Annotated in this window: 22 protein-coding genes and 1 pseudogene; 14 read left to right on the forward strand and 9 right to left on the reverse strand. The window is 60.8% G+C overall.

Annotated elements, in window-relative coordinates; all coding sequences use genetic code 11:
* The first annotated feature begins 7 nt into the window (after window positions 1-7).
* Window positions 8-739: an aspartate/glutamate racemase family protein gene (locus PCPL58_RS11240; RefSeq protein ID WP_003369945.1), complete on the forward strand. Its 732-nt coding sequence runs from the start codon at window positions 8-10 to the stop codon at window positions 737-739.
* A 141-nt stretch (window positions 740-880) separates the two neighbouring features.
* On the opposite strand, the gene PCPL58_RS11245 is transcribed toward PCPL58_RS11240, so the two are convergent.
* Together PCPL58_RS11245 and PCPL58_RS11250 are read right to left on the reverse strand one after the other, a co-directional pair.
* Entirely contained in the window at window positions 881-2,116 is a 1,236-nt protein-coding gene (locus PCPL58_RS11245) for a zinc-dependent alcohol dehydrogenase (RefSeq protein WP_058397082.1), read from the reverse strand.
* Window positions 2,117-2,219: 103 nt separating this feature from the next.
* Window positions 2,220-3,125, reverse strand: a complete 906-nt coding sequence (locus PCPL58_RS11250; RefSeq protein WP_065349426.1) for a LysR family transcriptional regulator — start codon at window positions 3,123-3,125, stop codon at window positions 2,220-2,222.
* 161 nt (window positions 3,126-3,286) lie between these two features.
* Here PCPL58_RS11250 and PCPL58_RS11255 point away from each other — a divergent pair, with 161 nt between their 5' ends.
* Genes PCPL58_RS11255 through PCPL58_RS11265 form a run of 3 tightly spaced genes read left to right on the forward strand, consistent with a single transcriptional unit; the run spans window position 3,287 to window position 6,860 of the window.
* Window positions 3,287-4,177 carry an NAD(P)-dependent oxidoreductase gene (locus PCPL58_RS11255; protein ID WP_065351037.1) on the forward strand — a complete coding sequence of 297 codons (891 nt, stop codon included), beginning with the start codon at window positions 3,287-3,289 and terminating at the stop codon, window positions 4,175-4,177.
* A 3-nt stretch (window positions 4,178-4,180) separates the two neighbouring features.
* Window positions 4,181-5,698 (forward strand): aldehyde dehydrogenase family protein, encoded by a 1,518-nt coding sequence (locus PCPL58_RS11260; protein WP_065349427.1) that lies wholly within the window; start codon window positions 4,181-4,183, stop codon window positions 5,696-5,698.
* 4 nt (window positions 5,699-5,702) lie between these two features.
* Window positions 5,703-6,860 carry a M20 aminoacylase family protein gene (locus tag PCPL58_RS11265; RefSeq protein WP_065349428.1) on the forward strand — a complete coding sequence of 386 codons (1,158 nt, stop codon included), beginning with the start codon at window positions 5,703-5,705 and terminating at the stop codon, window positions 6,858-6,860.
* Between the two features lie 124 nt (window positions 6,861-6,984).
* Here PCPL58_RS11265 and PCPL58_RS11270 read toward each other — a convergent pair whose 3' ends face one another.
* Window positions 6,985-7,911, reverse strand: a complete 927-nt coding sequence (locus PCPL58_RS11270) for a LysR family transcriptional regulator (RefSeq protein WP_032609679.1) — start codon at window positions 7,909-7,911, stop codon at window positions 6,985-6,987.
* A 151-nt stretch (window positions 7,912-8,062) separates the two neighbouring features.
* Between PCPL58_RS11270 and PCPL58_RS11275 the strand changes: the two genes are divergently transcribed.
* Window positions 8,063-8,845, forward strand: a complete 783-nt coding sequence (locus tag PCPL58_RS11275) for a YqcI/YcgG family protein (protein WP_065349429.1) — start codon at window positions 8,063-8,065, stop codon at window positions 8,843-8,845.
* 6 nt (window positions 8,846-8,851) lie between these two features.
* Complete coding sequence (locus PCPL58_RS11280; protein WP_003434619.1) at window positions 8,852-9,493, forward strand: LysE family translocator; 642 nt, start codon at window positions 8,852-8,854, stop codon at window positions 9,491-9,493.
* A gap of 13 nt (window positions 9,494-9,506) precedes the next feature.
* Here the strand turns inward: PCPL58_RS11280 and PCPL58_RS11285 are convergent, their stop codons facing one another.
* Entirely contained in the window at window positions 9,507-10,883 is a 1,377-nt protein-coding gene (locus PCPL58_RS11285; RefSeq protein WP_065349430.1) for an L-serine ammonia-lyase, read from the reverse strand.
* A 129-nt stretch (window positions 10,884-11,012) separates the two neighbouring features.
* On the opposite strand from PCPL58_RS11285, the gene PCPL58_RS11290 reads away from it, so the two are divergent.
* On the forward strand, window positions 11,013-11,924 hold the full coding sequence (locus PCPL58_RS11290; RefSeq protein ID WP_003314779.1) for a LysR substrate-binding domain-containing protein: 912 nt from the start codon (window positions 11,013-11,015) through the stop codon (window positions 11,922-11,924).
* Window positions 11,925-11,949: 25 nt separating this feature from the next.
* Here PCPL58_RS11290 and PCPL58_RS11295 read toward each other — a convergent pair whose 3' ends face one another.
* Entirely contained in the window at window positions 11,950-13,278 is a 1,329-nt protein-coding gene (locus PCPL58_RS11295) for a DUF3100 domain-containing protein (RefSeq protein ID WP_003369971.1), read from the reverse strand.
* Here PCPL58_RS11295 and PCPL58_RS31380 point away from each other — a divergent pair.
* Window positions 13,277-13,423 (forward strand): hypothetical protein, encoded by a 147-nt coding sequence (locus PCPL58_RS31380; protein WP_154284840.1) that lies wholly within the window; start codon window positions 13,277-13,279, stop codon window positions 13,421-13,423. The two genes, PCPL58_RS11295 and PCPL58_RS31380, sit on opposite strands and share 2 nt — an antisense overlap.
* Window positions 13,424-13,891: 468 nt before the next feature.
* Here the strand turns inward: PCPL58_RS31380 and hglS are convergent, their stop codons facing one another.
* Both hglS and PCPL58_RS11310 read right to left on the reverse strand, forming a co-directional pair.
* The gene (hglS, locus tag PCPL58_RS11305; protein WP_065349431.1) at window positions 13,892-15,283 is read right to left on the reverse strand and encodes a 2-oxoadipate dioxygenase/decarboxylase HglS; all 1,392 of its coding nucleotides are present in this window, start codon (window positions 15,281-15,283) and stop codon (window positions 13,892-13,894) included.
* Window positions 15,284-15,306: 23 nt separating this feature from the next.
* On the reverse strand, window positions 15,307-16,554 hold the full coding sequence (locus PCPL58_RS11310; protein WP_065349432.1) for a 2-aminoadipate transaminase: 1,248 nt from the start codon (window positions 16,552-16,554) through the stop codon (window positions 15,307-15,309).
* Between the two features lie 253 nt (window positions 16,555-16,807).
* On the opposite strand from PCPL58_RS11310, the gene amaB reads away from it, so the two are divergent.
* Window positions 16,808-18,298 (forward strand): L-piperidine-6-carboxylate dehydrogenase, encoded by a 1,491-nt coding sequence (amaB, locus tag PCPL58_RS11315; protein WP_065349433.1) that lies wholly within the window; start codon window positions 16,808-16,810, stop codon window positions 18,296-18,298.
* 42 nt (window positions 18,299-18,340) lie between these two features.
* Window positions 18,341-19,627 carry an L-pipecolate oxidase gene (gene amaA, locus PCPL58_RS11320; RefSeq protein WP_065349434.1) on the forward strand — a complete coding sequence of 429 codons (1,287 nt, stop codon included), beginning with the start codon at window positions 18,341-18,343 and terminating at the stop codon, window positions 19,625-19,627.
* A gap of 12 nt (window positions 19,628-19,639) precedes the next feature.
* Here the strand turns inward: amaA and PCPL58_RS11325 are convergent.
* Both PCPL58_RS11325 and PCPL58_RS11330 read right to left on the reverse strand, forming a co-directional pair.
* A pseudogene (locus PCPL58_RS11325) lies at window positions 19,640-21,013 on the reverse strand (ATP-binding protein).
* Window positions 21,010-21,672, reverse strand: coding sequence for a response regulator (locus tag PCPL58_RS11330; RefSeq protein WP_003349281.1), 663 nt, complete (start codon window positions 21,670-21,672; stop codon window positions 21,010-21,012). The pseudogene PCPL58_RS11325 and the gene PCPL58_RS11330 overlap by 4 nt, the downstream one beginning before the upstream one ends.
* 166 nt (window positions 21,673-21,838) lie before the next feature.
* Between PCPL58_RS11330 and PCPL58_RS11335 the strand changes: the two genes are divergently transcribed.
* From PCPL58_RS11335 to PCPL58_RS11350, 4 genes are read left to right on the forward strand one after another with little or no spacing between them, the layout of a single operon-like run.
* Window positions 21,839-22,102: a PepSY domain-containing protein gene (locus PCPL58_RS11335; RefSeq protein WP_003349279.1), complete on the forward strand. Its 264-nt coding sequence runs from the start codon at window positions 21,839-21,841 to the stop codon at window positions 22,100-22,102.
* Window positions 22,102-22,647 carry a cytochrome b/b6 domain-containing protein gene (locus PCPL58_RS11340; RefSeq protein ID WP_003369989.1) on the forward strand — a complete coding sequence of 182 codons (546 nt, stop codon included), beginning with the start codon at window positions 22,102-22,104 and terminating at the stop codon, window positions 22,645-22,647. Before PCPL58_RS11335 ends, PCPL58_RS11340 begins: the two co-directional genes overlap by 1 nt.
* Window positions 22,648-22,685: 38 nt before the next feature.
* Window positions 22,686-23,984, forward strand: a complete 1,299-nt coding sequence (locus tag PCPL58_RS11345; RefSeq protein WP_065349435.1) for a sialidase family protein — start codon at window positions 22,686-22,688, stop codon at window positions 23,982-23,984.
* Window positions 23,981-24,601, forward strand: coding sequence for a hypothetical protein (locus PCPL58_RS11350; RefSeq protein ID WP_054080903.1), 621 nt, complete (start codon window positions 23,981-23,983; stop codon window positions 24,599-24,601). Before PCPL58_RS11345 ends, PCPL58_RS11350 begins: the two co-directional genes overlap by 4 nt.
* Window positions 24,602-24,610 lie beyond the last annotated feature (9 nt).

A 24,610-nucleotide genomic window follows, 5' to 3' on the forward strand; every position in this document is an offset into this window, starting at 1 on the left:
AGTTCCGGTGCGTATTCAAGTAATCAACCCCAACACCAGCGAAGCCATGACCCACAAGATTGGCCTCGCGGCGCAAGCCATTGCGCGCCCCGGTACGCAGATTCTTGCGTGCAGCCCCGATGATGGCCCGGTGTCTATCGAAGGTCATTTTGACGAAGCGATCGCGACCCTTGGCGTGCTGGAAGAAATACGCAAAGGCCGTGAGCAGCAGGTCGACGCGCACATCATCGCCTGTTTCGGCGACCCCGGCCTGCTGGCGGCACGCGAGTACGCCAGCGCCCCGGTGATCGGTATCGCCGAAGCGGCTTTTCACATGGCCAGCCTGATTTCTACCCGTTTCGCCGTGGTCACCACACTGACCCGCACCCGGATCATCGCCGAACATCTGCTGCAGCGTTATGGCTTCAGTGAATTATGCACATCGGTGCGCTGTATCGATCTGCCGGTGCTGGCGCTGGAGGAAAGCGGGCCGGAGCTCATCGAATGCATGGCCGAACAAGCCCGTCGCGCCCGTGATGACGAAGGTGCGGGAGCCATTGTGCTGGGTTGCGGCGGGATGGCGGATCTGGGCAGGCAGTTGAGCGAAGCGATCGGCCTGCCGGTCATCGACGGCGTGGCTGCGGCGGTGAAACTGGCCGAATCGCTGGTGGATCTGGGCCTGACCACCAGCAAACACGGCGACCTGGCCGACCCCATCGGCAAACCGTTCAAAGGCCGGTTTGCCTACCTGAGCCGGTAATGGCTTCTGCCCGAAGGGCGTAGGAGCGAACGTGTTCGCGAAAGGGGCGGTATGAACGATGAACGTACATAGTCTGAAATACGGTTCGCGAACGAGTTCGCTCCTGCGGCCTTAGGCCAGAATCAAAAGCGAACTTGTATCTCACATAGCCGGAACGCCACCCCCGACCAAGGCTTCGGTCGTGTCGTCGGGCACCACAATCGTGTTGTTGCCCGGCGTCAGGATGACCTTGCGGCAATCCTCTTCCTTCTTGTCGAACAGCTTGTAGCCCTTCGCCGCATCTTCCAGTGACATCCGATGCGTGATGATAGCTTCGGGCTCCAGGCGGCCGGCCTCAATGTGTTCCAGCAGTTCAGGCATGAAGCGATGCACGTGGGTCTGGCCCATCTTGAAGGTCAGGCCCTTGTCGAACGCATCGCCGAACATGAAGCCGTGGATGAAACCGGCATATACGCCTGGCACACTGACCACGCCGCCACGTCTTACCGCCGCGATGCACTGACGCAATGCCTTGCCGCTGCTGCCTTCCAGCTTCAGCGTGGCCAGGATGGTTTCAGTGGTGCTGCCCTTGGCCTCGAAACCCACCGCATCCACAACGCCGTCCACGCCACGCATGCCAGCAGTCTGGCGGATGATCGTGTCGGCCGGATCATCATCTTCGTCGAAGTTGATCGGGATCACGCCGTAGGTTTTCTGCGCATAGGCCAGACGGTACGGGTGGTGATCAACCATGAAGATCTTCTCCGCACCGAGCATTTTTGCGCACGCTGCGCTCATCAGGCCGACCGGGCCAGCCCCATAAATGGCAACAGTCGACCCTTGGCCTATCCCGGCGTTGAGTACAGCCTGCCAGGCGGTGGGGAGAATATCGGAGAGGAACAGAACCTTCTCGTCAGCCAGCGTGCCCGGCACCTTGAACGGACCGACATTGGCCTTGGGCACGCGCACGTATTCAGCCTGGCCGCCCGGGACGCCGCCATACAGATGGCTGAAGCCGAATAGCGCCGCGCCTGGTGGAATCGACTTTTTGTTAAGAATCGCGCCACGTCCGGTGTTGGTGGTTTCGCAGGCCGCGAACAGGTCGATGTTGCAGAAAAAACAGCTGCCGCAGGCGATGACGAACGGGATCACCACGCGATCGCCTTTGGCCACGGCCGTGACGGCCGAGCCGGTTTCTTCCACGACGCCCATGAACTCGTGACCGAAAATGTCGCCATGTTCAACCGTAGGGATTTTGCCGCGATACAAGTGCAGGTCGGAACCGCAGATAGCCGTCGCGGTTACGCGCAGAATGATGTCATCCGCTTGCTCGATCACGGGGTCCGGCACCGTGTCGACCTTCACATTGTTCGCACCGTGGTAAGTCAAGGCTCTCATGGTTAATCCTCAATGGCAGCAGGAATTCCGCTCCGTTACTGAAGATGAACCATGAGATTTTTGTTGGTTCAGCGCGATTGGTCGACGTGGGACTAACGGTAGGTCAGTTGCGGAACGCCGTCATATCCTGCAACAGCATGCCCATCAGGCGGTTGGCGCCGACACTCAGTTGACGGCCCAGGCGGCTGATCAGGTGGGTCTGCGGGGTGCTGAACACCTCATGCTGCAAGGGCAGGGCCCGCAATGTTACGGCCTTTATTTCTTCCTCCACGACAAAGGTCGGCAGCAGCGTGACGCCACCCTGCATGGCGAAATGCTTGAGCATGGCGAAAGTGCCGCAGGTCAGCGTCGGCTGCACAGTGATGCCCAACTGGTGCTCGGCTTGCAGCAGAATCTGGCGGATACCGTAAGACACTGCGGGCAGGGCGACACGGTAGTCTTCAAGTGCCTGCAGCTTTATCGGGCCTGGTTCTTCCGCCAGCGGATGATTCGGCGCGGTGATCACACAGACCGGTTGACGCTGATGCGCATGTGAGCGGATTTTCGGGTCGGCAGCCGGGTTGAAGACCAGGCCGATGTGCGCTTCATCCTCGACCACCTGGCGAATCACTTCGTTGCTGCCACACACGTTCACGATCAGTTCGATCCTGGGGTACAGCTCGGAAAACCGGGCCAGCGGCTGCGCGAGACTTTCCAGAAACCCCTCTCCGGAGACCAGCGTCACCGAGCCGCTGTGCAAGCCTTTCAGAGCCTGAATCGAATCCAGCAGGACCTCCTGCTGCGTCAGTCGCTGGCGGTAGTAGGCCAACACCTTGTCGCCCGCCTCGGTCGGTTTGACGCCGCGTCGATGACGCTCCAGCAGTGGAGAGCCCAGCTCCTGTTCCAGTTGCGCGATCTGACGGCTGACCGCCGAAGGCGCAACGTTGAGGAAGTCGGCAGCAGCCCGGACGCTGCCCAATCGTACGGCTTCGAAAAAATACAGGATGCGTCGATCTTGAACGAGGCTCATGGGCTTCCAGTGTTGCGCTAAAGGCAACATAAATTCGATTTTTGGATTATTGCTGAGAGGGGAGAGCGCTGTCCATACTCGAATCATCAGCACATTGCAGGCCGAAGGGGCCCGCAGCGTCATCCTCTAATTTGTACAAAATCTTTGATCGGGATGCAGACATGACTTTGAAAGCAGGTGTGATCGGATTGGGCAACATGGGCGGCGGCATGGCTGCGACGCTGGCGGGCAAGGGCTTTGATGTCAGCGGTTTCGACCTGTCGCAGGCCGCATTGGCCCAGGCCGAAAGCAAGGGCGTCAAGCCGGTTGCCGATCGCACGCAACTGATTCAAGGCGTGGACATTCTGATCCTCTCGCTGCCCAAGGCCGAGCATGTGGAATCGGTGTGCCTCGGCGCGGGTGGCATCAACGAGGTGGGTCGCAAGGGCCTTCTCGTCGTCGATACCACGACGTCAACGCCGGAAATGAGCCGCAAGGTCGCCGCTGAACTGGCGAAGAGCGGTATCGCGTTCATCGACGCGCCGGTGTCAGGCGGCCCGAAAGGCGCAGCCACCGGCACCATGTCGATGGTCATCGGTGCCGAGGACGCCGATCTGGCGCGCGCCATGCCAATCCTGGAAGGCATGAGCGGGACACGCGTGCACGTCGGGCAATGTGGTGCAGGCAATGTCGCCAAGATCGCCAACAACATGCTCGCCGCCTGTCACCTGATCAGCACTGCCGAAGCCGTGGCGATGGCCGCGCGTGCAGGGGTCGACCCGGAAAAACTTCTGCAGGGCCTGAATGCCGGTTCCGGACGCAGCGGTGCCACGCAAGTGATGTTCCCGACCTTGGTACTCAACAAGGCCTATGACTCGGGTTTCACCATGGGCCTGATGCGCAAGGACGTTGGCCTGGCCAGCGATCTGGCGGACAGCCTGGACATGGACCTGCCGCTGTCGCGTGTCGTCGCACAATTGTGGCAGGCCAGCAGTGAAACCCTGGCGGACAATGAAGACTTCTGCGCCATCGTGCAACGCACCGATGGCAAACTTTACGGTCATGGAGAATAAGCGATGAGCACTGCAAAAATCCTCGAACTGATGCGTCATTACTGGGGCGATCGCAGTGTCATCGCCAGCTACGTAGGCGGCCAGTTCATCGAAGGTCACGGCGCGCCTGTCGAAGTGCGCAATGCCCATGACGACAGCCTGTTGCTGAGTTTCCCGGATGCCGACGAGTCGTTGGTCGAAGTGGCCGACAAGGCCGCCAGGGCTGCACAACAACAATGGTGGGCACTGACCGCTCAGGCGCGTGGCCGCGCCATGTATCAGGTGGGCAATCTGATTCGTGACGAGCTGGAAAACCTCGCTCAGATTGAATCCCTGACCGCCAACAAGCCGATCCGCGATGCGCGTGTCGAAGTGCTCAAAGTGGCCGAGATGTTCGAGTATTACGCCGGTTGGGCGGACAAGCTGCACGGCGAAATCATCCCGGTGCCGACCACGCACCTGAACTATGTGACCTACGAACCACTGGGCACGGTGTTGCAGATTACGCCCTGGAATGCGCCGATCTTCACCTGCGGCTGGCAGATCGCCCCGGCGATTGCAGCGGGCAACGCGGTCATTCTCAAACCGTCGGAACTGACCCCGCTCAGCTCGCTGATGGTCGGCGTGCTGATCGAGCGTGCCGGCGTGCCGAAAGGGCTGGTCAACGTGATTGCCGGTTTCGGTCATTCCATCGGCCAGGCGTTTATTGCCAAGGCTGACATTCGCAAGGTGGTGTTCGTCGGCTCACCCGCCACTGGCCGGCATATCGCTGTGGCAGCGGCGCAGCGTTGCATTCCTGCGGTGCTGGAGCTGGGCGGCAAGTCGGCCAATATCGTGTTCGACGATGCCGACCTGGAAGTCGCCTTGCGCGGTGCCCAGGCTGCGATCTTCTCCGGTGCCGGGCAGAGCTGTGTTTCCGGTTCGCGCCTGTTGGTGCAGGAGTCGATCTTCGAGAAGTTCACCAATGCCCTGGCGGTGGCTGCGACGCAGTTCAAGGTCGGTGACCCGAGCGATCCGGAAACCCAGATCGGCCCGATCAACAACGCCAAGCAATACAGTCATGTGAAAAACATGGTCGAGCAGGCGCTCAAGGACGGCGCAAAACTGGTGGGCGAGCACGCTGATCCGATCCCGGAAAAGCCCGGTTACTACATCAACCCGACCGTTCTGGCGGGCAACAACGCGCTGTATTGCGCGCAGGAAGAAATCTTCGGCCCGGTAGTGGTAGCGATTCCATTCAAGGACGAAGAGGACGCGATCCGCATCGCCAACGACAGTCGTTTCGGTCTGGCCGGTGGTGTCTGGACCCGCGATGTCGGCCGCGCTCACCGCGTTGCAAAGCAAGTGCGAGCGGGGACCTTCTGGGTCAACGGTTACAAGACGATTCACGTCAGTTCGCCGTTCGGCGGCTATGGTGAGAGTGGTTATGGCCGGTCTTCCGGTCTGGATGCCCTGCGCGAGTACAGTGAAGTGAAAAGCGTCTGGGTCGAAACCGCGGCCAAGCCAGCCGCCAGCTTTGGCTATGGCGCGAGTCTGGAGTAAGCACATGTCCATTTCAAAGACGTTGATTGACGAAGCCACCGTGTGGCGCCGCACCCTCCACGCCGCGCCGGAACTGGGGTTCCAGGAGCTGAAAACCTCTGACAAGGTGGCTGAATTGCTGAGCGGTTTCGGCATCGAGATCCACCGAGGTCTGGGCGGCACTGGCGTGGTTGGCACCCTGCGTAATGGTGACGGGCCGACCATCGGCCTGCGTGCCGACATGGATGCCTTGCCGATTCAGGAGCTGGGCGACAGCGTTCACAAGTCGACCCACAAGGGCTGCATGCACGCCTGCGGTCACGATGGCCACACCGCGATCCTGCTGGCCACCGCCAGGCATCTGGCCGAGACTCGCCGCTTTCGCGGCACGGTGCATTTCGTCTTCCAGCCTGCCGAAGAGAACCTCGGCGGCGCACAGCGAATGATCGAAGACGGGCTGTTCGAGCGCTTTCCGATGGAAGCCATCTACGGCCTGCACAACTGGCCGGGTGTGCCTGCGGGCAAGGTTGTGATCAATCCGGGTCCGATGATGGCCTCGCTCGACACCTTTGAAATCACCCTGACCGGCAAGGGCAGCCACGCGGCCATGCCGGACAAGGGCAATGATCCGATCGTGGCCGCAGCCGAGCTGGTGCTGGGGCTGCAAACCATTGTCTCCCGGCGCCTGTCACCGCTCGACTCGGCGGTGGTCAGCATCACTCAGTTCAATGCCGGTGAGGCGATCAACGTGATCCCGGAAACCGCCACGCTGCGTGGCACCGTGCGTTGCCTGCAAACCCCTGTGCGGGAAAAGGTCCAGCGACTGATCGGCGAGTTCGTCGAGCGTTTGCCGACGGCCTTCGGCGTGCGCGGCGAACTGGTGTACAACGTCGGCTACCCGGTGACCGAAAACCACGTCGAAGCAGCAGCCACGATCCGTCGTGCAGCGGTCGCTGCAGTGGGCGAGGCCAACGTGCAGTGGGGCTGTAACCCGTCGATGGCCTCCGAAGACTTCGCCTTCATGCTGCATGCCTGTCCGGGTGCCTACATCTGGATGGGCGTCGACGGCGAGAAGCCGTCGGCGGCGTTGCACAATCCGTACTACGACTTCAACGACCAAGTGATTGAGCCCGGCGTTGCGGTCTGGACCTCGCTGGTGGAGCAGTGTTTGCCGCTGAGTTGAATGGCTCGCATACATATGTCGTAGGAGTGAGCTTGCTCACGAAAGCAATGGTCCAGACGCCCTTTTTTATGGGATTTACTGGCCTCTTCTTGAGCAAGCTCACTCCCATCGGGAACGGACTCCGTCAAGGTGCTGCGAGCAATTCCACTGCAATACCGGATATGTCCGGCAGGCAGGTCAGCAGGTGGTCGCGCAGTTCCAGTACTCGCTGGCGCTTGAAGCTGTCCTGCAGCCAGACCAGGTAATAGGCATCTCCGGTGCCAACCGCCGAGTTGAACGGCAGAAAAACCTGGCCTTCGTTCAGGTCATCAGCGACTAGAAACAGATCGCCAATCGACACACCGTGCCCTCTGACCGCGGCGGTAATGCCCTGATCAAGCGTGTCGAACACCTTGCCTTTGCTCAACGTCACCTGACCGGAGAGGTCCATCCGGTTCAGCCAGCGCCGCCAGTCGCGGCGGTCGCTGGACGGATGGATAAGTTCAGCGGCCTGCAGCCTCTCTGTTCCCCACGGCTGGTCGCCTAACGTGTCTGCCGAGCAGATCGGGATCAGCCACTCATCGAACAGCTTGCAGGTTTCCACCTCGGCACCAAAGTTGCCATTGCCCAGCAGAATCGCGCAGTCGAAAGGCTCCGAATAGAAGTCCACGCTATCAAAGTCCATCCACACGCTGGACAGCTGAACCGGCAGGGCGGGCGCAGGCTTTTTGAAGGACTCCAGCGCGTGCAGCAGCCAGCGCATGGTCAGGGTGGACGGTGATTTGAGGCGCAGATTCGCGCCCTGACCCCGGAAGGGCTGGCAAGCGTCCTCGATAATCCGGAAGCCGATCTTGAGCTGGCTGGACAGCCGCCGGCCCTCGTCACTGAGTGAAAGCCGCGGGCCATTGCGCTCGAACAATCGACAGCCAAGGGTTTCTTCCAGGGTACGAATATGACGGCTGATGGCACTCTGGGTAAGAGATAGCTCCTGCGCAGCACGCGTAAATGAGCATGATCGGGCCGCTACTTCAAAGGCTCTCAGCGCGTAAAGAGGCGGTATACGTTCAGTCATGTGATAACTAACCATGATTATTTGTCATAGTAGGTTACACCTTTTTCCATTTTTCCGCGCACGCGTCTCCGGTCAGAATCGCCGGCTCGTCCACTGTCGTAAAAATCAAACAATAAGGCGGTGTTCTTATCTGCTGCGTGCGTGAGGGAATATGCTGCCCAAGTCCGAAAAGCTGTTGCGCCAATCTGTTGTAAAACATTTGCTGGAAAGTGACACCGCCCTGGAAATGGGCTGGCGGGTTCAGGCTTACAGGCAGTTCGAGCAGGTGCTGAGTGACAAGGGCTTCCCTTGTCTGTTTGGACGCCGTGCCAACAAGTCCGGAAGTTGTCTGCTGCTGTTCATCCCCTGTGAGAATGAGCAACAAGCGCTACGTGACGGCATGGAAGCGTACGTGAAGTTCGTTAATGACACACCCCTTGAAGATCGCCTGTTCAACCCGTTGATTGTCATTTTCGAGAAAACCGATTTCAACAGCCTGGCCGAAGAACAGGCCTATGCCTGGGCCACCCTGCAACACTTACATGAAGGTGACCGATCGCCCTGGCCGGCCAACGCCTGCACAGACCCTGAAGTGTTTGAGTGGACCTATCACTTCGCCGGACTGCCGATGTTCATCAACATGAGCTTTCCCCGTCACAGCGCGATGAAAAGCCGTTCGCTGGGTGGGCACATTGTGTTTGTGGTCAACCCTCGGGAGAACTTTGACGAGGTGGCAAGCGCCGAGACGGAAAGTGGTCGCAAGGTCAGGGAAAAGATTCGCCAGCGAATCGCCGATTACAACAACGGCGTGGTACCCGACACGCTGGGTTTTTTCGGCGACCGTAGCAGCCTGGAATGGAAGCAATATCAACTGTATGAAGAAGGCGGGCTTTCACTGTCCCGTTGTCCTCTGCACATCAAAGTCGACAAGACTGACCATTTGAACGAGCGTTGAGTACCCATGGATATATCGTTGCTGCTGATCTACATGTTCAGCGTGTTCATGCTGATCATCACCCCTGGTCCGGTGGTGGCACTGATCGTCAACACCAGCCTGGCGTGCGGGCCGAAACGCGCGATGTTGACGGCGCTGGGCACCAACTGGGCGTCACTGGTGCTGGTGTTGGTCGCGGCATTGATTCTGACGGGAACACTGTCGGTGAGCGTAAGCATGCTCAACTGGATCAGCCTGGTGGGCTGTTTCTTCATCGCTTACCTGTCGGTGCAGGCGCTGGAACAGGCGTTGCGTTACGCCCCGTCGCGGCCTGAAACAGCGCCAGCGCCGATGCCTGCGCATAGCAGGCACAGCGGGCTGGTGACCGGTTTTCTGGTCGGAATTTCCAATCCGAAGGACATCATCTTCTTCGTCTCGTTTTTCCCGCAGTTCATTCACGTCACCGAATCGTTCAAGGGCAGCATCGCCTTGTTGTCGTTGCTGTGGATCATCATTGATCTGTCTATCCTGTTCGCCTATATCTTCCTGATGCGCCAGAAACTGGCCTTGAAGTACAAGCGCAAGATCGAAGTCGCCTCCAGCGTGACCTTGCTGCTGATCGCGCTGGGCGGGATCCTCTATTCGGGCTCGACACTGTTGAATCAGTAAACGCCTGCGCCCATCAGCACTCAATCAGGTTGACCGCCAGGCCGCCGCGTGAGGTTTCCTTGTATTTGTCGTGCATGTCGGCGCCGGTGTCGCGCATGGTGCGGATGGCGTGGTCCAGCGAGATGTGGTGCTCGCCGTCGCCGCGCAGGGCCATCTGGGCGGCATTGATGGCCTTCACGGCAGCAATCGCATTGCGCTCGATGCAGGGGATCTGCACCAGCCCGCCGACCGGATCGCAGGTCAATCCCAGGTTGTGTTCCAGACCAATTTCGGCCGCGTTTTCCACCTGTTCGGGCGTGGCACCGAGAATTTCCGCCAGGCCAGCGGCGGCCATTGCGCAGGCCGATCCTACTTCGCCCTGACAACCCACTTCGGCACCGGAAATCGAGGCGTTTTTCTTGCACAGAATGCCGACCGCAGCGGCGCTCAGGAAAAAGCGCACCACGTCATCGTCATTGGCCGTGGGTTTGAATTTCATGAAGTAGTGCAGCACGGCGGGCACGATGCCAGCCGCGCCGTTGGTGGGCGCCGTCACCATGCGCCCGCCTGCGGCGTTTTCTTCGTTGACCGCGAGGGCGAACAGGTTGACCCATTCCATGGCGCTCAGCGTCGAGCCGATCACGTTGGGGTTATCGAGGTTCTGCAGGTTCTGATGCAGGCGGTAGGCACGCCGCCGCACGTTCAGGCCACCGGGCAGGATGCCGGTTTCCACCAGGCCCTTGTCGACGCAGGCGCGCATCGCGGCCCAGATCACCATGATCTTCTCGCGGATTTCTTCCTCGCTGCGCCAGACCTTCTCGTTGGCCATCATCAGTTCGGAAATGCTCATGCCGTGGGTCTTGCACAGCTTGAGCAACTGCGCGCCGCTGAAAAAATCATAGGGCAGGACGGTTGTGTCGTTGTCCAGCACGCCGCTGGCGGCCTGTTCGGCGTCGATCACAAAACCGCCGCCCACCGAATAATAGGTCTGCTCGTGGAGTTCGCCGTTCTTGCCGTAGGCACACAGGGTCATGCCGTTGGGATGGTAGGGGAGGCTTTCATCGAGCAGGCACATGTCCCGCTCCCAGACGAAGGTGATGGCCTGTTCGCCCGCCAGCATCAGCTGGTTATCGGCACGCAGCGCGTCGATGCGCTGGTTGACCTGGCTAGGGTCGATCTGGTCCGGCCACTCACCCATCAGGCCCATGACTGTTGCGCGATCGCTGCCGTGACCGATGCCCGTGGCCGACAGAGAACCGTACAATCGCACCTCGATCCGTTCTACGCTGTGCAACCGGTTGTGGCTGCGCAGCTCGGTCACGAACAGCGCACCGGCGCGCATTGGCCCTACGGTGTGGGAACTGGACGGCCCGATGCCGATTTTGAACATGTCGAAGACGCTGATAGCCATCACGAAGGTCCTTGAGGTGAGATGATGCACGGGAATTTGGTATTCCCCTTTTTCTGTTACTCATCTTTGGCTTCGGCTGTCGAAACGACAAACGATTGTTGCTATGCAACGCTTTAGCGGAACTCTTCAATGAGCAGAATCTTCAACGCACAGATGCACGCCTGGCTACAGGTGTTCGCCTGCGCGGCCCGTCACCTGTCCTTCACCCGCTGCGCGGAAGAATTGCACGTCACCCCCGGCGCGATCAGTCAGCAGATGCGCCAGCTTGAGGAGCGCCTGGGCTTTGCGCTGTTTCACCGGGTCGGGCGCGGGCTTGAGCTGACTGCGGAAGGTCAGCGTCTGGCGGTGGTCGCCAACGAAGTGCAGAGCCGTATCAGCGAAGAACTGCGCCTGCTGTATTCCGGGCGTATCGGCGGGGTGTTCAAGCTGCGCTGCATTCCATCATTCCTGAGCAAATGGCTGATGCCGCGCCTGCCACGCTTGCAGGCGGCGTTTCCGGACATCCAGTTGCGGATCATTGCCGAGGACAGCAGCGGGTCGTTGCGTGATGACGATTTCGATCTGGCCATCGACCTGAACGACGGCAGCTATCCGGGGTTGTCGACTACGCCCTTGCTGGAGGAGGAGCTGTTTGCGGTCTGCTCGCCAGACCTGCTGGTGGGCAAGCCGCCGCTGGATACGCCCAGTCAGCTGGTGCACTTCCCGTTGCTGCACGACATCACCGCCTGGCGCGGTAGCTATGAATATGCGGAGTGGGAGTTCTACCTGACGGCCATCGGTGCCGATGGCATCGACGTGCGTCGCGGCCACACGTTCAATCGTAATCATCTGACCATCGACGCCGCGCGTATGGGGATGGGCGTGGCCATTGCGCGCAAGGCGCTGATCACCGATGAGCTGGAGCAGGGCTTGCTGATCGTGCCGTTCGGCCATCCGATCAAGGCCAGAAAGAAATACGTGCTGGCCTATCGCGAAGGGGCGCTCAGCACCCCGTCACGTCGCGCAGTGCATGACTGGCTGGTGAACGAGGCGCTGGGCTGATTCGATCCGGATCATTCGGTGCGAATCAATGAAACAGCTCGGCGATCAATACCGCGCCAATGAACGTACCGAAGTTGGCCAGGAACGACACCAGCACAATCCGCCAGCCCAGGCGGCGGAAGGCCGGGAGGTCCTTGGCAATCGACAGGCCGGCGAAGGTCAGCATCGGGGTAATGACCGCCAGCAGGTTGATCGAGCTGGTGATTCGCGCAATCTCGGCGGCCCAGGGGCAGGCCGGCGACGTCAGGAACATTGCTACCAGTGACACCATGCACACTGCGGGGATCTTGCGGCGAAGCAGGTTACAAAGCACCTCACCCGCGAAGGCGCAGAAAATCATGATGCCCATGCCGGTGAGGGCATCGGCTGACAGGGTCTTGTAGCCGACATAGTTGGCAATCAGCGCCAGTGCACCCGCCGCCAGCCAGGCACTGATCTTGCCCGACCAGCCCAGTTCCGGCACCTCCAGCGACACGTCGCTGTGGCGCAGACCTTCCTCGCTCATGGACGCCTTGGTGGTGCGGCCGATCAGCGGCTCGAGTACACGGTAGCCCCAGACCGCCAGTGGCAGGGAGATGAACAGGGTGAAGTAGGTGCCGATGGTGGTGGTGATCAGGTTCGAGGCTGCCGCCAGAGTCATGACTTCCTTGGCGACTTCCGGTGTCTGTTGCGCGGCAATCGCCCCGGCAGCGGCGGCCATCATGCTGCCCGAGCCGATGCCTGAGCCCATCGCCAGCGAGTTGGGATGGAAGATCCCCAGGCTGGCGATAAACCCGGCGACAATCGCAATGAACAGCGCGCCGAACAGGGTGCCCGTCAGGTATTCGGCCAATACACCGCGACCCTCCGGAGAGTCCATGCCATAGCGTTCGCCGATGATTGCCAGGCTTGGTTCACGGCCGACCGAGAAGGTCGCACCGATGGCCTCGCGCTTGATACCGAGCATCAACGCCACCGGCAGACCGAGCACCACGGTGCCGACGAAGTGGCCGAACTCCTGAAACATCAGCGCCCATCCGGAAGCGAACACCACCGGCAGCGAGCCGCCGACTACCAGGCCGAGCTTGGCGATGAAAATCAGCAGGGCAGGTTGCAGGATGGAGGCCGAGCGCAATTGCGTACCGTGGTCGATACCAATGGTGCCTGGCATACGGCGACTGGCAAGGCCGATCATCGCGCCCAGCAGCAGCGCCCAGACCATCGGCAACAGCACCACTTTGCCGGGGCCCAGCGGAATACTGATGGCACCGATCATTTCGGCAATGATAAGGATAATGGCGGCCCAGACATACAGTTTCACCGTCGATGAAACTGCCTGATTGTCACCCGACACTGCAGCGTGTGAGTTTTGCATGATGATCCCCTTGCCTGCTGAATGGCCTTTTTCAGGCCTTATCAATCGTTATTCTGTTTTTCAGGTCGGCGCGGTGAAGCGCCAGGGCAGCGTTGAAAAGTCCATGAAGTCATGGAGACCGTTATCCGGCCAGGTATTTTTATGAGGTCTGAATGTGATCCAGACCCAGGCTGCTTCGAGCCTTTGCAAGGGGATCACCGGGTGCGCTATTTGAAGGGATGAGCCTTTGAATACGGCACTTTGCTGTCCACACGCAATCGCAGTATGCATAGCACGAGGTTGCACACCAATATTGCGAATTTTATTTATCGTTGCTTTAAACAGAACGCAGAACGCTAAGGGAATGTGACGCCCCGCGTCCTCTTTTGTGACGCAGAGCGTCGAGACCTGCATTCCCACGCGGAGCGTGAGGAACGATAGTCTCAACTCCGTCCCGAAGCTCTGCGTCGATATGCACGGACAATCCGATTATCGTGCGACGCTCCGCGTCGTCATGCAGCTCCGGACGCTCCGCGTCCTCTTGGCGACGCAGAGCGTCGTGAACTGCACTCCCACGCTGGAGCGTGAGGAACGATGATCTCAACTATCGTGCAGCCCCTGTCGCTCTCACTAATTAGTAGGCGGGACTGCTCAGTTCCAGCGCCCTGGCGCACTCCTCCAGTGAGCGCCGCTGGGTGTCGGCATACAGGTCCAGTTCGTTGAGCGTCCCGCGTCCCAGTGCCTGCTCGAAATCCTGCTGATTCGAATTCGTCGCGTAGTGCGCCTGTGCGTTATCGCCCAGGTTGGACTGGAAAATGCCCGCCGCACTGACCGGCAAAAAGTCTTCGTACACCAGTGGCTCGAAGCGCACGTGACCTGCTTCGACAAGCTGCTCCAGACTGCCGGATGCACGCTCGGCAATACCTGATTCGGTCGGGAAATAGCGGAAGTAGGCCAGGCCCTGCCTGCGCATTTCAGCGTGGCTGTCCGGAAACGCCTCGAACGTGTTTTCCAGCAGCTCGGCATAGCGCAGGGCATTCGCCTCATTGGGGAACTCGCCCAGCGCGTCGCGGGCCTCGTTCAGCAGCCGGTCATACAGCTCGCGACCTTTGGGGGTCAGTGCAGCGCCACGCTGTTCGATCTCGCCGAAGCGTGCCGAGTGGCTGCCCGACTGACTGCCACCCTGGCCCATGAAGGCAATCGGTTCTTCCAGCGCCTTGAAGCTGGTCTGGCGCAGCAGAATCGGGCGCTGGCGACGTGGCGGCCCCTCGACAACCGCCTTGGGTGTGATGCCTTTGCCGGGCATACCGGCCTGAACCGCATCAATGTCCAGCGTGCGTGGCGTCAGGTGGTTGATGTGCGGACCTCGAAACGCCACCACATCGGCGATCAGGCGATGCTGAGTGTTCAGCTTCTGGTAGTCGTCCAGCGAAACGGTCGCCGTGTTGTGCCAGCGAAAGGTTTCCAGCGCCTGCTGAATGAACTCGGCCGCATCGGTTTCGCTCAAGCCGCCGTCTGCTTCATGCTTGTCGATCAACGCCAGGGCGCCGGGTGTGAAGATACTGCGTTTGCCCAGCACCTGACCGGCGAACTCACGCAGGCTGTCGCTTTCGATCAGTTCCAGACGCAGCAACGAGGTGAACACGCGAAACGGACTGACCTGCAGCGCCTGCTCATGCACGGCGCGAAAGGCGGTGGAGTGAACCGGCACGCCGGCCGCGCTCAGGTCGTAGTAACCCACCGGCTGCATGCCCATGACCGCGAACAGGCGGGCGAGGGTGGCCAGTTCCTGTGCCGTGCCGACGCGGATTGCACCGTGCCGTTCCATGTCCAGGCGCTGGATTTCACCGGTCTGGCGCAAACTGTCCAGCACACTGCTGTCATGGCTCATGACCTGTTCGTTGACTTCACTCACCAGCGCCATCAGCGTGCCGTACAGCGGCACTTCGTGCTTGTACATCTGCGACATGGCGCGAGAAAAGCCCGCGCGGATCTGGTCCGGGTCGGCAAAGCGTGCTGTGCTCATCAGGGTGTTTTCTCCGTACGGGTTCAAGCCAGCGCTGCCAGGCAGCGCTCGAAAATATCCAGCCCTTCGTGCAGCACGTCGGGCTCGATGGTCAGCGGGATCAGCAGGCGGATGATGTGCCTCGACTTGCCACTGGGCATCAGCAGCAGCCCTGCATCCCTGGCTGAGCTCAGCAGTTCGGCAAGCTGTCGGGTGCCGGGCTCGCCCTCCGGCGTGATCAGTTCGATACCGCGCATGCAGCCAACACCGGTCAGCCTGCCCAGATACGGCGACAGTTTGCTCGTCCGCCAGGCTTCATAGCGTGAAACGATAGCGTGCTCCTGCTGCTCGCCCCAGCTGGACAGGTTGGCATCGGTCATCTGCGCCAGTGACGCGAGGCCCGCTGCGCAGCCGATCGGGTTACCGGAATACGTGCCACCCAGGCCGCCCTTGGGCAGGTTGTCCAGCAACTGCTTGCGACCTACCACCGCGCCCAGCGGGATGCCGCCCGCAATGCTTTTGCCCAGCAGAATCAGATCCGGCTCGATGCCCAAGCGGCTGAACGCAAAACGCTGCCCGGTACGGCCGAAGCCGGACTGAATTTCATCGGCGATCAGTACGATGCCGTGTTTATCGCAGAACGCTCGCAGTGCCTGGGCAAAGTCCGGCTGCATGGCCAGAAAACCGCCTTCGCCCTGAACCGGTTCGAAGATGATGCAGCCCACGTCGTTGACGTCGATCTCGACGCTGAACAGCCGGTCCATGGCCTTGAGCGCCTGCTCGGTGGACACGCCGTTGTCCTTGCTGGGGAACGGAATGTGAAAGACCGGACCGGGCAGCACGCCGACTTTCTGTTTATAGGGCGCTACCTTGCCGTTGAGGTTCAGGGTCGCCAGCGTTCGGCCATGAAAGCCGCCGTCTAAGGCGATGACCGCCGTGCGGCCGGTGGCGCCGCGTACGATCTTCAGCGCATTTTCGGCCGCTTCCGCACCGCTGTTGGTGAGCATGCCGCTGAGGGGGTAACTGACCGGTACGAACTGCGTGAGCTGCTGCATGAAGCGGATATACGGGTCATGAGGCGTGGCGTTAAAGCAATAGTGGGTCAGCTTTGCCGCCTGAGCCTGAATGGCCGTGACCACCTGCGGGTTGCAGTGCCCCAGATTGAGCACCCCGATGCCGCCGACAAAGTCGATATAGCGCTTGCCGGTGGTGTCCCAGACTTCGGCGTTGCGGCCGTGGGACAGCGTCATGTTGTGGACAAACGAAATGGATTCGCTGATGTGTTCGCTCATCGGCCTGGCCCTGACTCCGGGTGATCATGATGGCCTTATCCAAACAAACATCGGGCCGCGCTCGCAAACGAAATAAAATCACCGGGTCATTCCAATAATTCCCGATGTAAGGGCTTTTATGGCTATTAACGATCAGGAGTTCATTCCTAAAAGGAATCATGTTTTTCAAAAACGTCGTTTGTAGCCCGACCCTGAGTAGCTTGATACTGAGGTCATCGATGATTTCCACCGGGTTCATGACAGGAGAATCAACATGGTTGCCGAGTTATTAGCACGTCTGGGCGTGGCGAACAGTGCCCACACACAAGGGGACTATCCGGTTTACACCCCGATTGATGGCAGCCGGATTGCCTCGGTCACGCTTGAAGACAAGGCACAGGTCGTGGCGCGTATCGACAGCGCCCACAATGCGTTTCTAAAGTGGCGCACAGTACCGGCCCCACGGCGTGGCGAGCTGGTGCGGATCTTTGGTGAAGTGCTGCGTGAGCACAAGGCTGATCTGGGCGAACTGGTGTCGGTCGAGGCCGGCAAGATCACTCAGGAAGGTCTGGGTGAAGTGCAGGAAATGATCGACATCTGCGACTTTGCCGTCGGTCTGTCGCGTCAGTTGTACGGCCTGACCATCGCCTCCGAGCGTCCCGGTCATCACATGCGCGAAACCTGGCACCCGCTGGGTGTGGTCGGCGTGATCAGCGCGTTCAACTTTCCGGTTGCGGTCTGGGCCTGGAACACCACGCTGGCGCTGGTCTGCGGCAACCCGGTGATCTGGAAGCCTTCGGAAAAGACTCCGCTGACGGCACTGGCCTGTCAGGCGCTGTTCGACAAGGCGCTGAAGATTTTCGGTGACGCGCCGGCAGCACTGGCGCAACTGGTGATCGGTGATCGTGACGCCGGTGAAGCGCTGGTCGACGACCCTCGCGTGCCACTGATCAGCGCCACCGGCAGCACCCGCATGGGCCGTGAAGTCGGGCCGCGTGTCGCCGCCCGTTTCGGGCGCAGCATTCTGGAGCTGGGCGGCAACAACGCGATGATTCTGGCCCCGAGCGCCGATCTGGACCTGGCCGTGCGCGGCATTCTGTTCAGTGCGGTAGGCACCGCCGGTCAGCGTTGCACCACGTTGCGCCGCCTGATTGTGCACCGCTCGATCAAGGACGAAGTGGTCGCCCGCGTCAAGGCAGCCTACGCCAAGGTGCGCGTCGGTGATCCGCGCGAAGGCAATCTGATCGGCCCGCTGATCGACCAGCAAGCGTTTTTGGCCATGCAGAACGCGCTGACCAAGGCCCGCGACGAAGGCGGCCAAGTGTTTGGTGGCGAGCGTCAGTTGCAGGACAAATACCCTAACGGCTACTACGTCACGCCGGCCATTGCCGAAATGCCTGGCCAGAGCGAAGTCGTGCGTCACGAAACCTTCGCGCCGATTCTCTACGTGCTGGCTTACGATGACTTCGAAGAGGCCCTGCGCCTGAACAACGAAGTGCCGCAGGGCCTGTCGTCGTGCATTTTCACTACCGACCTGCGTGAGGCCGAGGCTTTCCAGAGTGCCGCGGGCAGCGATTGCGGTATTGCCAACGTCAATATCGGCACCAGCGGTGCGGAAATCGGCGGGGCATTTGGTGGCGAGAAGGAAACCGGTGGGGGGCGCGAGTCCGGCTCCGATTCGTGGCGCGCCTACATGCGCCGGCAGACTAATACCGTCAACTACTCCCGCGAGTTGCCGCTGGCTCAGGGCATCGTTTTCGACTGATGTGAACCGGGCGCTTATTGCCGACATTGCTGGAGCTTTTCGATGGTGCCGTTTGCTGAAGGCTGTCTGTGGGAACAATTGACTCCGCAACGTCCGGTCAGCCCGGCCCTGAGCGGTGAGCGGAGCGCCGACGTGTGCATCATCGGCGCCGGGTTCACCGGTCTGTCGGCGGCGTTGCGCTTGCTGGAAGGCGGCAAGTCGGTGTGCGTGGTCGAAGCGCATCAGGTCGGGCATGGCGGTTCAGGACGCAACGTCGGTCTGGTGAATGCCGGGACCTGGGTGGCGCCTGATCAACTGGACAAGGTACTGGGCAGTGTCGAGGCCAGCCGATTGAATGGCGCGTTGGGCGCGGCGCCGGCACTGGTGTTCGCGACCATCGACAAGTACCGCATCGATTGTCAGGACACCCGCACCGGCAACCTGCACATGGCGCACAACGCCAAGGGTCTGGCTGATCTGCGCAGCCGTGCCGCACAGTGGCAACGGCGTGGTGCCAACGTTGAATTGCTGACCGGCAAACCCTGCGAAGACGCCTGTGGCACCGACAAGGTCAGCGGCGCCTTGCTCGATCATCGCGCAGGCACGGTGAACCCGATGGCTTATGTCTCGGGCATGGCGCTTAACGTGGTAGCGCAGGGTGGGCAAGTATTCGGTGATTCTCCTGTCAACGGCTTGCAACGCACCGCTGATGGCTGGAAGGTCTCTACTGCTGCGGGCAGTGTGCGCGCCGAGAAAGTAATCATCGCGTCCAATGCCTACACCGAGGGCGAGTGGACCGACATCAAGGATCACATCTTCGCTGGCTATTACTATCAGGTCGCTTCGCAGCCACTCAGCGGTGCCGAGCAGGCGCAGATTCTGCGCGGCGGGCAGGGTTCGTGGGACACGCGCACGGTGCTCAGCAACATTCGTCGCGACGCTCATGGGCGCCTGCTGCTGGGCAGCCTGGGTAACGCCGGCAATTATCCGCTGTGGTTCGTTCGTCAGTGGGCGGATCGCGTCCAGCAGCATTACTTTCCGCAACTGGGCCGGGTCGAGTGGCAGAGCACCTGGACCGGGCGCATCGGCTTTACGCCGGACCACTTGCTGCGCCTCTTCGAACCTGCGTCAGGCTTGCTGGCGGCGATCGGTTTCAATGGCCGGGGGGTGACCACCGGGACACTGGTGGGCAAATGCTTTGCCGATTACCTGCTGAGCAACGACGCGGCTGCGCTGCCGGTGAGCTTTTCAAGCGGTAAAAAGGTTTCGGGCAGTTCGCTGCGCAGCCTGGCCTACGACGCGGGTTTCACCCTGTATCACGCCGGGCAATGCCTGCGCGTGGTGCTTTGAGCCAGGCAGGGTTCAGCTCGTCCTGCTCTTGATGCGCAGCTCTGCACACAGTCCGCCCTGCGCCGAGTTGCGCAGGTGCAGGCTGCTTTCCAGTTTGCGTACGATCATGTCGACGATCGCCAGCCCCAGTCCTGCGCCGTTGCTGTGACCCTGGCTGTAGAAACGTTCGAACAGGCGAGCCTTCTGCTGTTCGTCGATACCAGGCCCCGCGTCTTCGACCGACAGGTGCGCGCTGCCATCTTCCTGGGCGTGCAGGGCAACGCGAATCTCGCTGGCGGTCGGGGCGAAATTCAGCGCATTGGTCAGCAGGTTCTGCAGGGCAATGGTGATGGCTGCCGGGTCGCTGCGGATCACGCAATCCTCGCCTTCTTCAAATACCAGATCGACGCGCTTCTCCAGTGCCAGCGGCGTGAGTTCGGCCATTTCCTCGCGTACCAGCGTGTTCAGCTCGAAGGTCTGTAACTGACTGACTTCAAGGCGCGGTTCCAGGCGTGCCATGGTCAATAGCTGACTGGCCAGGCGGGCGGCGCGGTCGACGCCATGCACGAGAAAGTCCAGCGCTTCCAGGCGTTGCTCCGGGGTTTCGGCCTGGCGCGCGTTCTGCGCGTGGATACGCAGGATGGTCAGCGGCGTGCGCAATTCGTGGGCCGCGTCAGCGATGAAACGTCGCTCGCGTTCCAGCACACTTTCGATCTGGGTCAGCAGGCGGTTGAGCGCGTACTGCATGGGCTCCAGTTCTTTGGGCAGGGGCGTTACATCAAGCGGTTCCAGGCTCTCGGCATCGCGCTTGCGGATAACTCTGGCCATTGATTGCAGCGGGCGCAGGCCCCAGCCGATGGCCAGCCAGATCGCGACCACCAGCAGCGGCACACCGATCAGCGCCGGCCACAGCGTGTGACTGACAATGCGCTGAATCAGGTCCTGGCGTACGTCATCGCGCTCACCCACCCAGATCAGAAAACCCTGCTGTGGATCGGCGAGGAGAAAGCCGCACCACTCGTGCCCGTTTTCGACTAAGTCGTGGGAGCCTTCGGTTGCGGGAGGTGCGCTGAGCAGCGGGGCTTCGGCCGAGCGCACCAGCAGCTCGCCCGAGGTACGTCAGACCTGAAAGGTCAGCCGGGTTTCGTAGGGGTGGCCCACGCCGCTGGTGCCAACCCGGCTCATGGCCTGATCGAACGCCTGATACAGCTTGTCGAGATCCTGCTCACCCGCTGCGCGTTGACGTAGCACACCCTGCAGCAGACGCGCGCTCTGGGCCAGTTGTGCATCGTAGACTTCTTCGATTTCGTGATGGCTGTCGCGCAGGGCGAGCAGGCTGATCGTCAGGTCGCCGAGCAGCAACAGCATCAGTACCGGGATCAGAATACGCGCGCGTACCGAGGTCATGCCTTGAGCTCCAGCAGGTAGCCGACACCGCGCACGGTGCGGATCAGCTCGGTGGACAGTTTCTTGCGCAGGTTGTGAATCAGCACCTCCAGCGTGTTGCTTTCGACCTTGTCCTGCCAGCCGTACAGGGTATTGGACAAGCGCTCGCGGGTGACCACCTTGCCGGGACGGATCATCAGTTGATGCAGCAACTGGTATTCCATCGGCGTCATCGGTACTTCGCTGCCCTGAAAACTGACCTGTTGCGACGCCGGGTCGAGGCTGATGCCGGCGTGTTCCAGCAGCGGTTGCGCACGGCCCTGGCTGCGCCTGAGCAGGGCGCGGACCCGGGCTTTCAGTTCATCGACGTCGAATGGCTTGATCAGGTAGTCGTCCGCGCCGGCATCCAGACCGGCAATACGGTCGGCAGTCCCGTCGCGTGCGGTCAGGATCAGCACCGGCAAGGTAAGTGCTTCGGCGCGCAACTGGCGCAGCAGGTCCAGGCCATCCATGCGCGGCAGTCCAAGGTCGAGCAGCAACAGGTCGAAGGGCTCGCTGCGCAGGGCGTGCAGCGCGCTCAGCCCGTCCTCCAGCCAGTCGAGGGTATAGCCCTCGGTATTCAGGGCCACGCGGATGCCTTGACCAATGGCTCGATCATCCTCGACGAGAAGCAGGCGCATAGGGCTTTGACCGGTGAGTGTGGGGAAGGGCGCCATGATGCCGTCAGCAGGCAGCAGCGCGAAGTGCCGTGTGTCCGGGAAGATGTTACGAGCTATTACGTATTAAGCTTTTCCTAAGATTCGTTTCGCACAGTAGGCGCTCCTTAACTGCTTGCGAGTATCTGTCATGCGTAAAGTCCTGCTGATTTCCTTGTGTCTGGCCAGCCCGCTGGCACTTGCCGGCCCGCAATGCACCACGGCTGACAAGTCCCAATGGCAGGATCAGGCCAAATTCCAGGAGCAGCTCAAGGCTCAGGGTTACGAGATCAGCAAGTTCAAGGTGACTGACGGCAACTGCTACGAAATCTATGGTTTCGACAAGGACAAGCGCAAGGTCGAGATCTATCACGATCCGGTGACGGGTAAAGCGGTGAAGACCGAGACCAAGTAATGAGCCGTGTTTCCCTGCGCCTGTGGGACCCGCTGGTCAGGCTGTTTCACGTCTCGATCGCGGGTGTCTTCGTTGCCAATTATTTCTTCAATGAAGCAGGTGGCGACTGGCACATCTGGCTGGGCTATTACGCGGTTGCCTGGCTGGCGGTGCGCGTGGTGTGGGGATTCATCGGGCCGCGCAGCGCACGCTGGAGCGATTTCTGGCCACATCCGGCGCGCCTGCGTGCGCACATCCGCTCGCTGATCGACCGGCGGCCGATGCATCGGCTCGGCCATTCCCCGCTCGGCGCGTTGGTCATGGTACTCATGATGGTGCTGATCTTCGGCATGGGCCTGACCGGTTTTCTGATGGAAGAAGTCGATGCCCTGTGGGGCGCCGACTGGCCGCAGGACATCCACGAAATTCTCGCCAACACTTTGTGTGCCTTGGTGGTGCTGCACATGGCCGCCGCCATCTTCGAAAGCGTTCAGGTGCGTGACAACCTGCCCTTGTCGATGCTGACAGGCAAGCGACGCCCGTTGCCCGAAGATCGCCATCGCTGAAACCACACCTTTGTTCCTCTTTACAGTGATGCCTCCCGATGCGTGTTATTTCCCGAAACCTGGCTGCATGGAGCGCAGGCCTGATTGTTGTGGCGATTTTTCTCAGTGCGTGGCTCAGCCATCCACAGCACCGTATTGCGCCGTTCGCGCTCAGCCCCGCGCCGGTTGGCGCTGAAAGCGTGGCGCCCAAGGCGTCCTACATTTCGCGTTTCGCGTCTTCCGATCTGGACGACTTCGTGCATTCCTCGGCCGTGACGGCATTGCCCGGCGGCGACCTGATGTCGGTGTGGTTCGCCGGTTCTCGCGAGGGCGCGGGCGACGTTGAAATACGCACCTCGCGCTTCGACGCGGCCAGTGGTGAGTGGGGCGGCGAGCAGGTGCTGGCAACCCGTGATTCCACCCAGTCGGGCACTGGTAAATACATCCGCAAACTGGGCAATCCGGTGATCGCCCTGGCTCCGGACAATCGCCTGTGGCTGTTCTACGTTTCAGTCTCGGTGGGCGGCTGGGCGGGCAGTACGGTCAACGCCATGGTCTCCAGCGACATGGGCTCCAGCTGGTCGCCGCCGTGGCAACTGGTGACAACCCCGTTTCTGAACATCAGTACGCTGGTGCGCGGCGCGCCGGTGTTTCATGCCGACGGTTCGATCGGCCTGCCGGTCTATCATGAGTTTCTCGGCAAGTTTGCCGAATACCTGTACCTGAGCGCCGACGGTGAAGTGATCGACAAGTTTCGCATCAGCCGTGGCAACAATTCCCTGCAGCCCATCGTCGTGCCTTTGGACGGGCAGCGCGCCGTGGCCTTGTTGCGCTATGCCGGTGAGACGTTCCACCGGGTGCTGGCCAGCCGCACCGAAGACGGCGGTCAGAGCTGGAGCGAGCCGTATCCGTTGACCCCGAGCAACCCCAATTCTTCGCTGGCTGCGGTCGGTGTGCCAGGCAAGGGGCTGCTGGTGGCGCTCAACGACCTGCGCGAGGGGCGCTTTAAACTCAGTCTGTACGGTACTGACGAGGAGATGAACGTCTGGAGGCCACTGATGGATTTCGACAAGTCGCCCGATCCGCTGGGCACACCGTTTACCCTCGAAGCATATAAGGAGGTGATCGGCGAGGGCTTCCGCAGTTCCAGTGGCGCCCTGCGTCAACCGATGGAAGAGGCGTTTCTGAGCAATCTGGACCAGCGGGTCTGCTCGCCCCAGGGCTGCGACTTCGAATACGAATACCCGTACTTCATCCGCAGCCCGGACGGCCTGTATCACCTGGTCTACTCATGGAATAACACCTTCATCAAGCATGTCAGCTTCAACGAGGCCTGGCTGGCGGAGCAACTTTTATGATCGCGTTGGGATTGGCTCATCTGGCATTTGCCTGGACCCTGTTTGTGCTGTTGGCGCCCTTGACCGCATCGTTATGGTGGCGCTGCGGCCTGCTGGCTGCCGTCTCGCTAGTGAGTGTGATCTCGATCGACGGGCTGTCGATGGCGTCCTATGCCCGCAGCCTGACCGATGACCTGGCCATCAGCAGCCTGGTGCTGCTGGGCTGGCTGACCCTGCAGCGACTGGGTGTGCTCAGGCCGATGGCAGTGTCCAGGCGCGGGCTGATGCTGTTGGTGTTCGCTGCGCTGGCACTGACTTTGTACCCGGCCACGCTGGGCCTGACGTATTTCGATCCGTACCGATGGGGCTACAACCCGCGGCCGATGATCATGGTTGTCGCTGTCATCGCGCTGGGGCTGGTCTTTATGCGCAATGCGCTGGCCGTCGTGATGCTCAGCGCAGCGACGCTGGCCTTCACTTTCCGCATCAAGCCATCGGAAAATTATTGGGATTACCTGATCGACCCGCTGCTTGGCCTGTACTGCTGTGGGGCCTTGCTGGTCCTGGCTGTCCGGTTTGTATATCGCCGCACAATGGAGACGCGCCGTCCGGCGGCTCTGTCTGTCGGCAATGTCTAGAGGAATGAC

Source organism: Pseudomonas cerasi, assembly GCF_900074915.1.
Classification (GTDB): Bacteria; Pseudomonadota; Gammaproteobacteria; order Pseudomonadales; family Pseudomonadaceae; genus Aquipseudomonas; species Aquipseudomonas cerasi.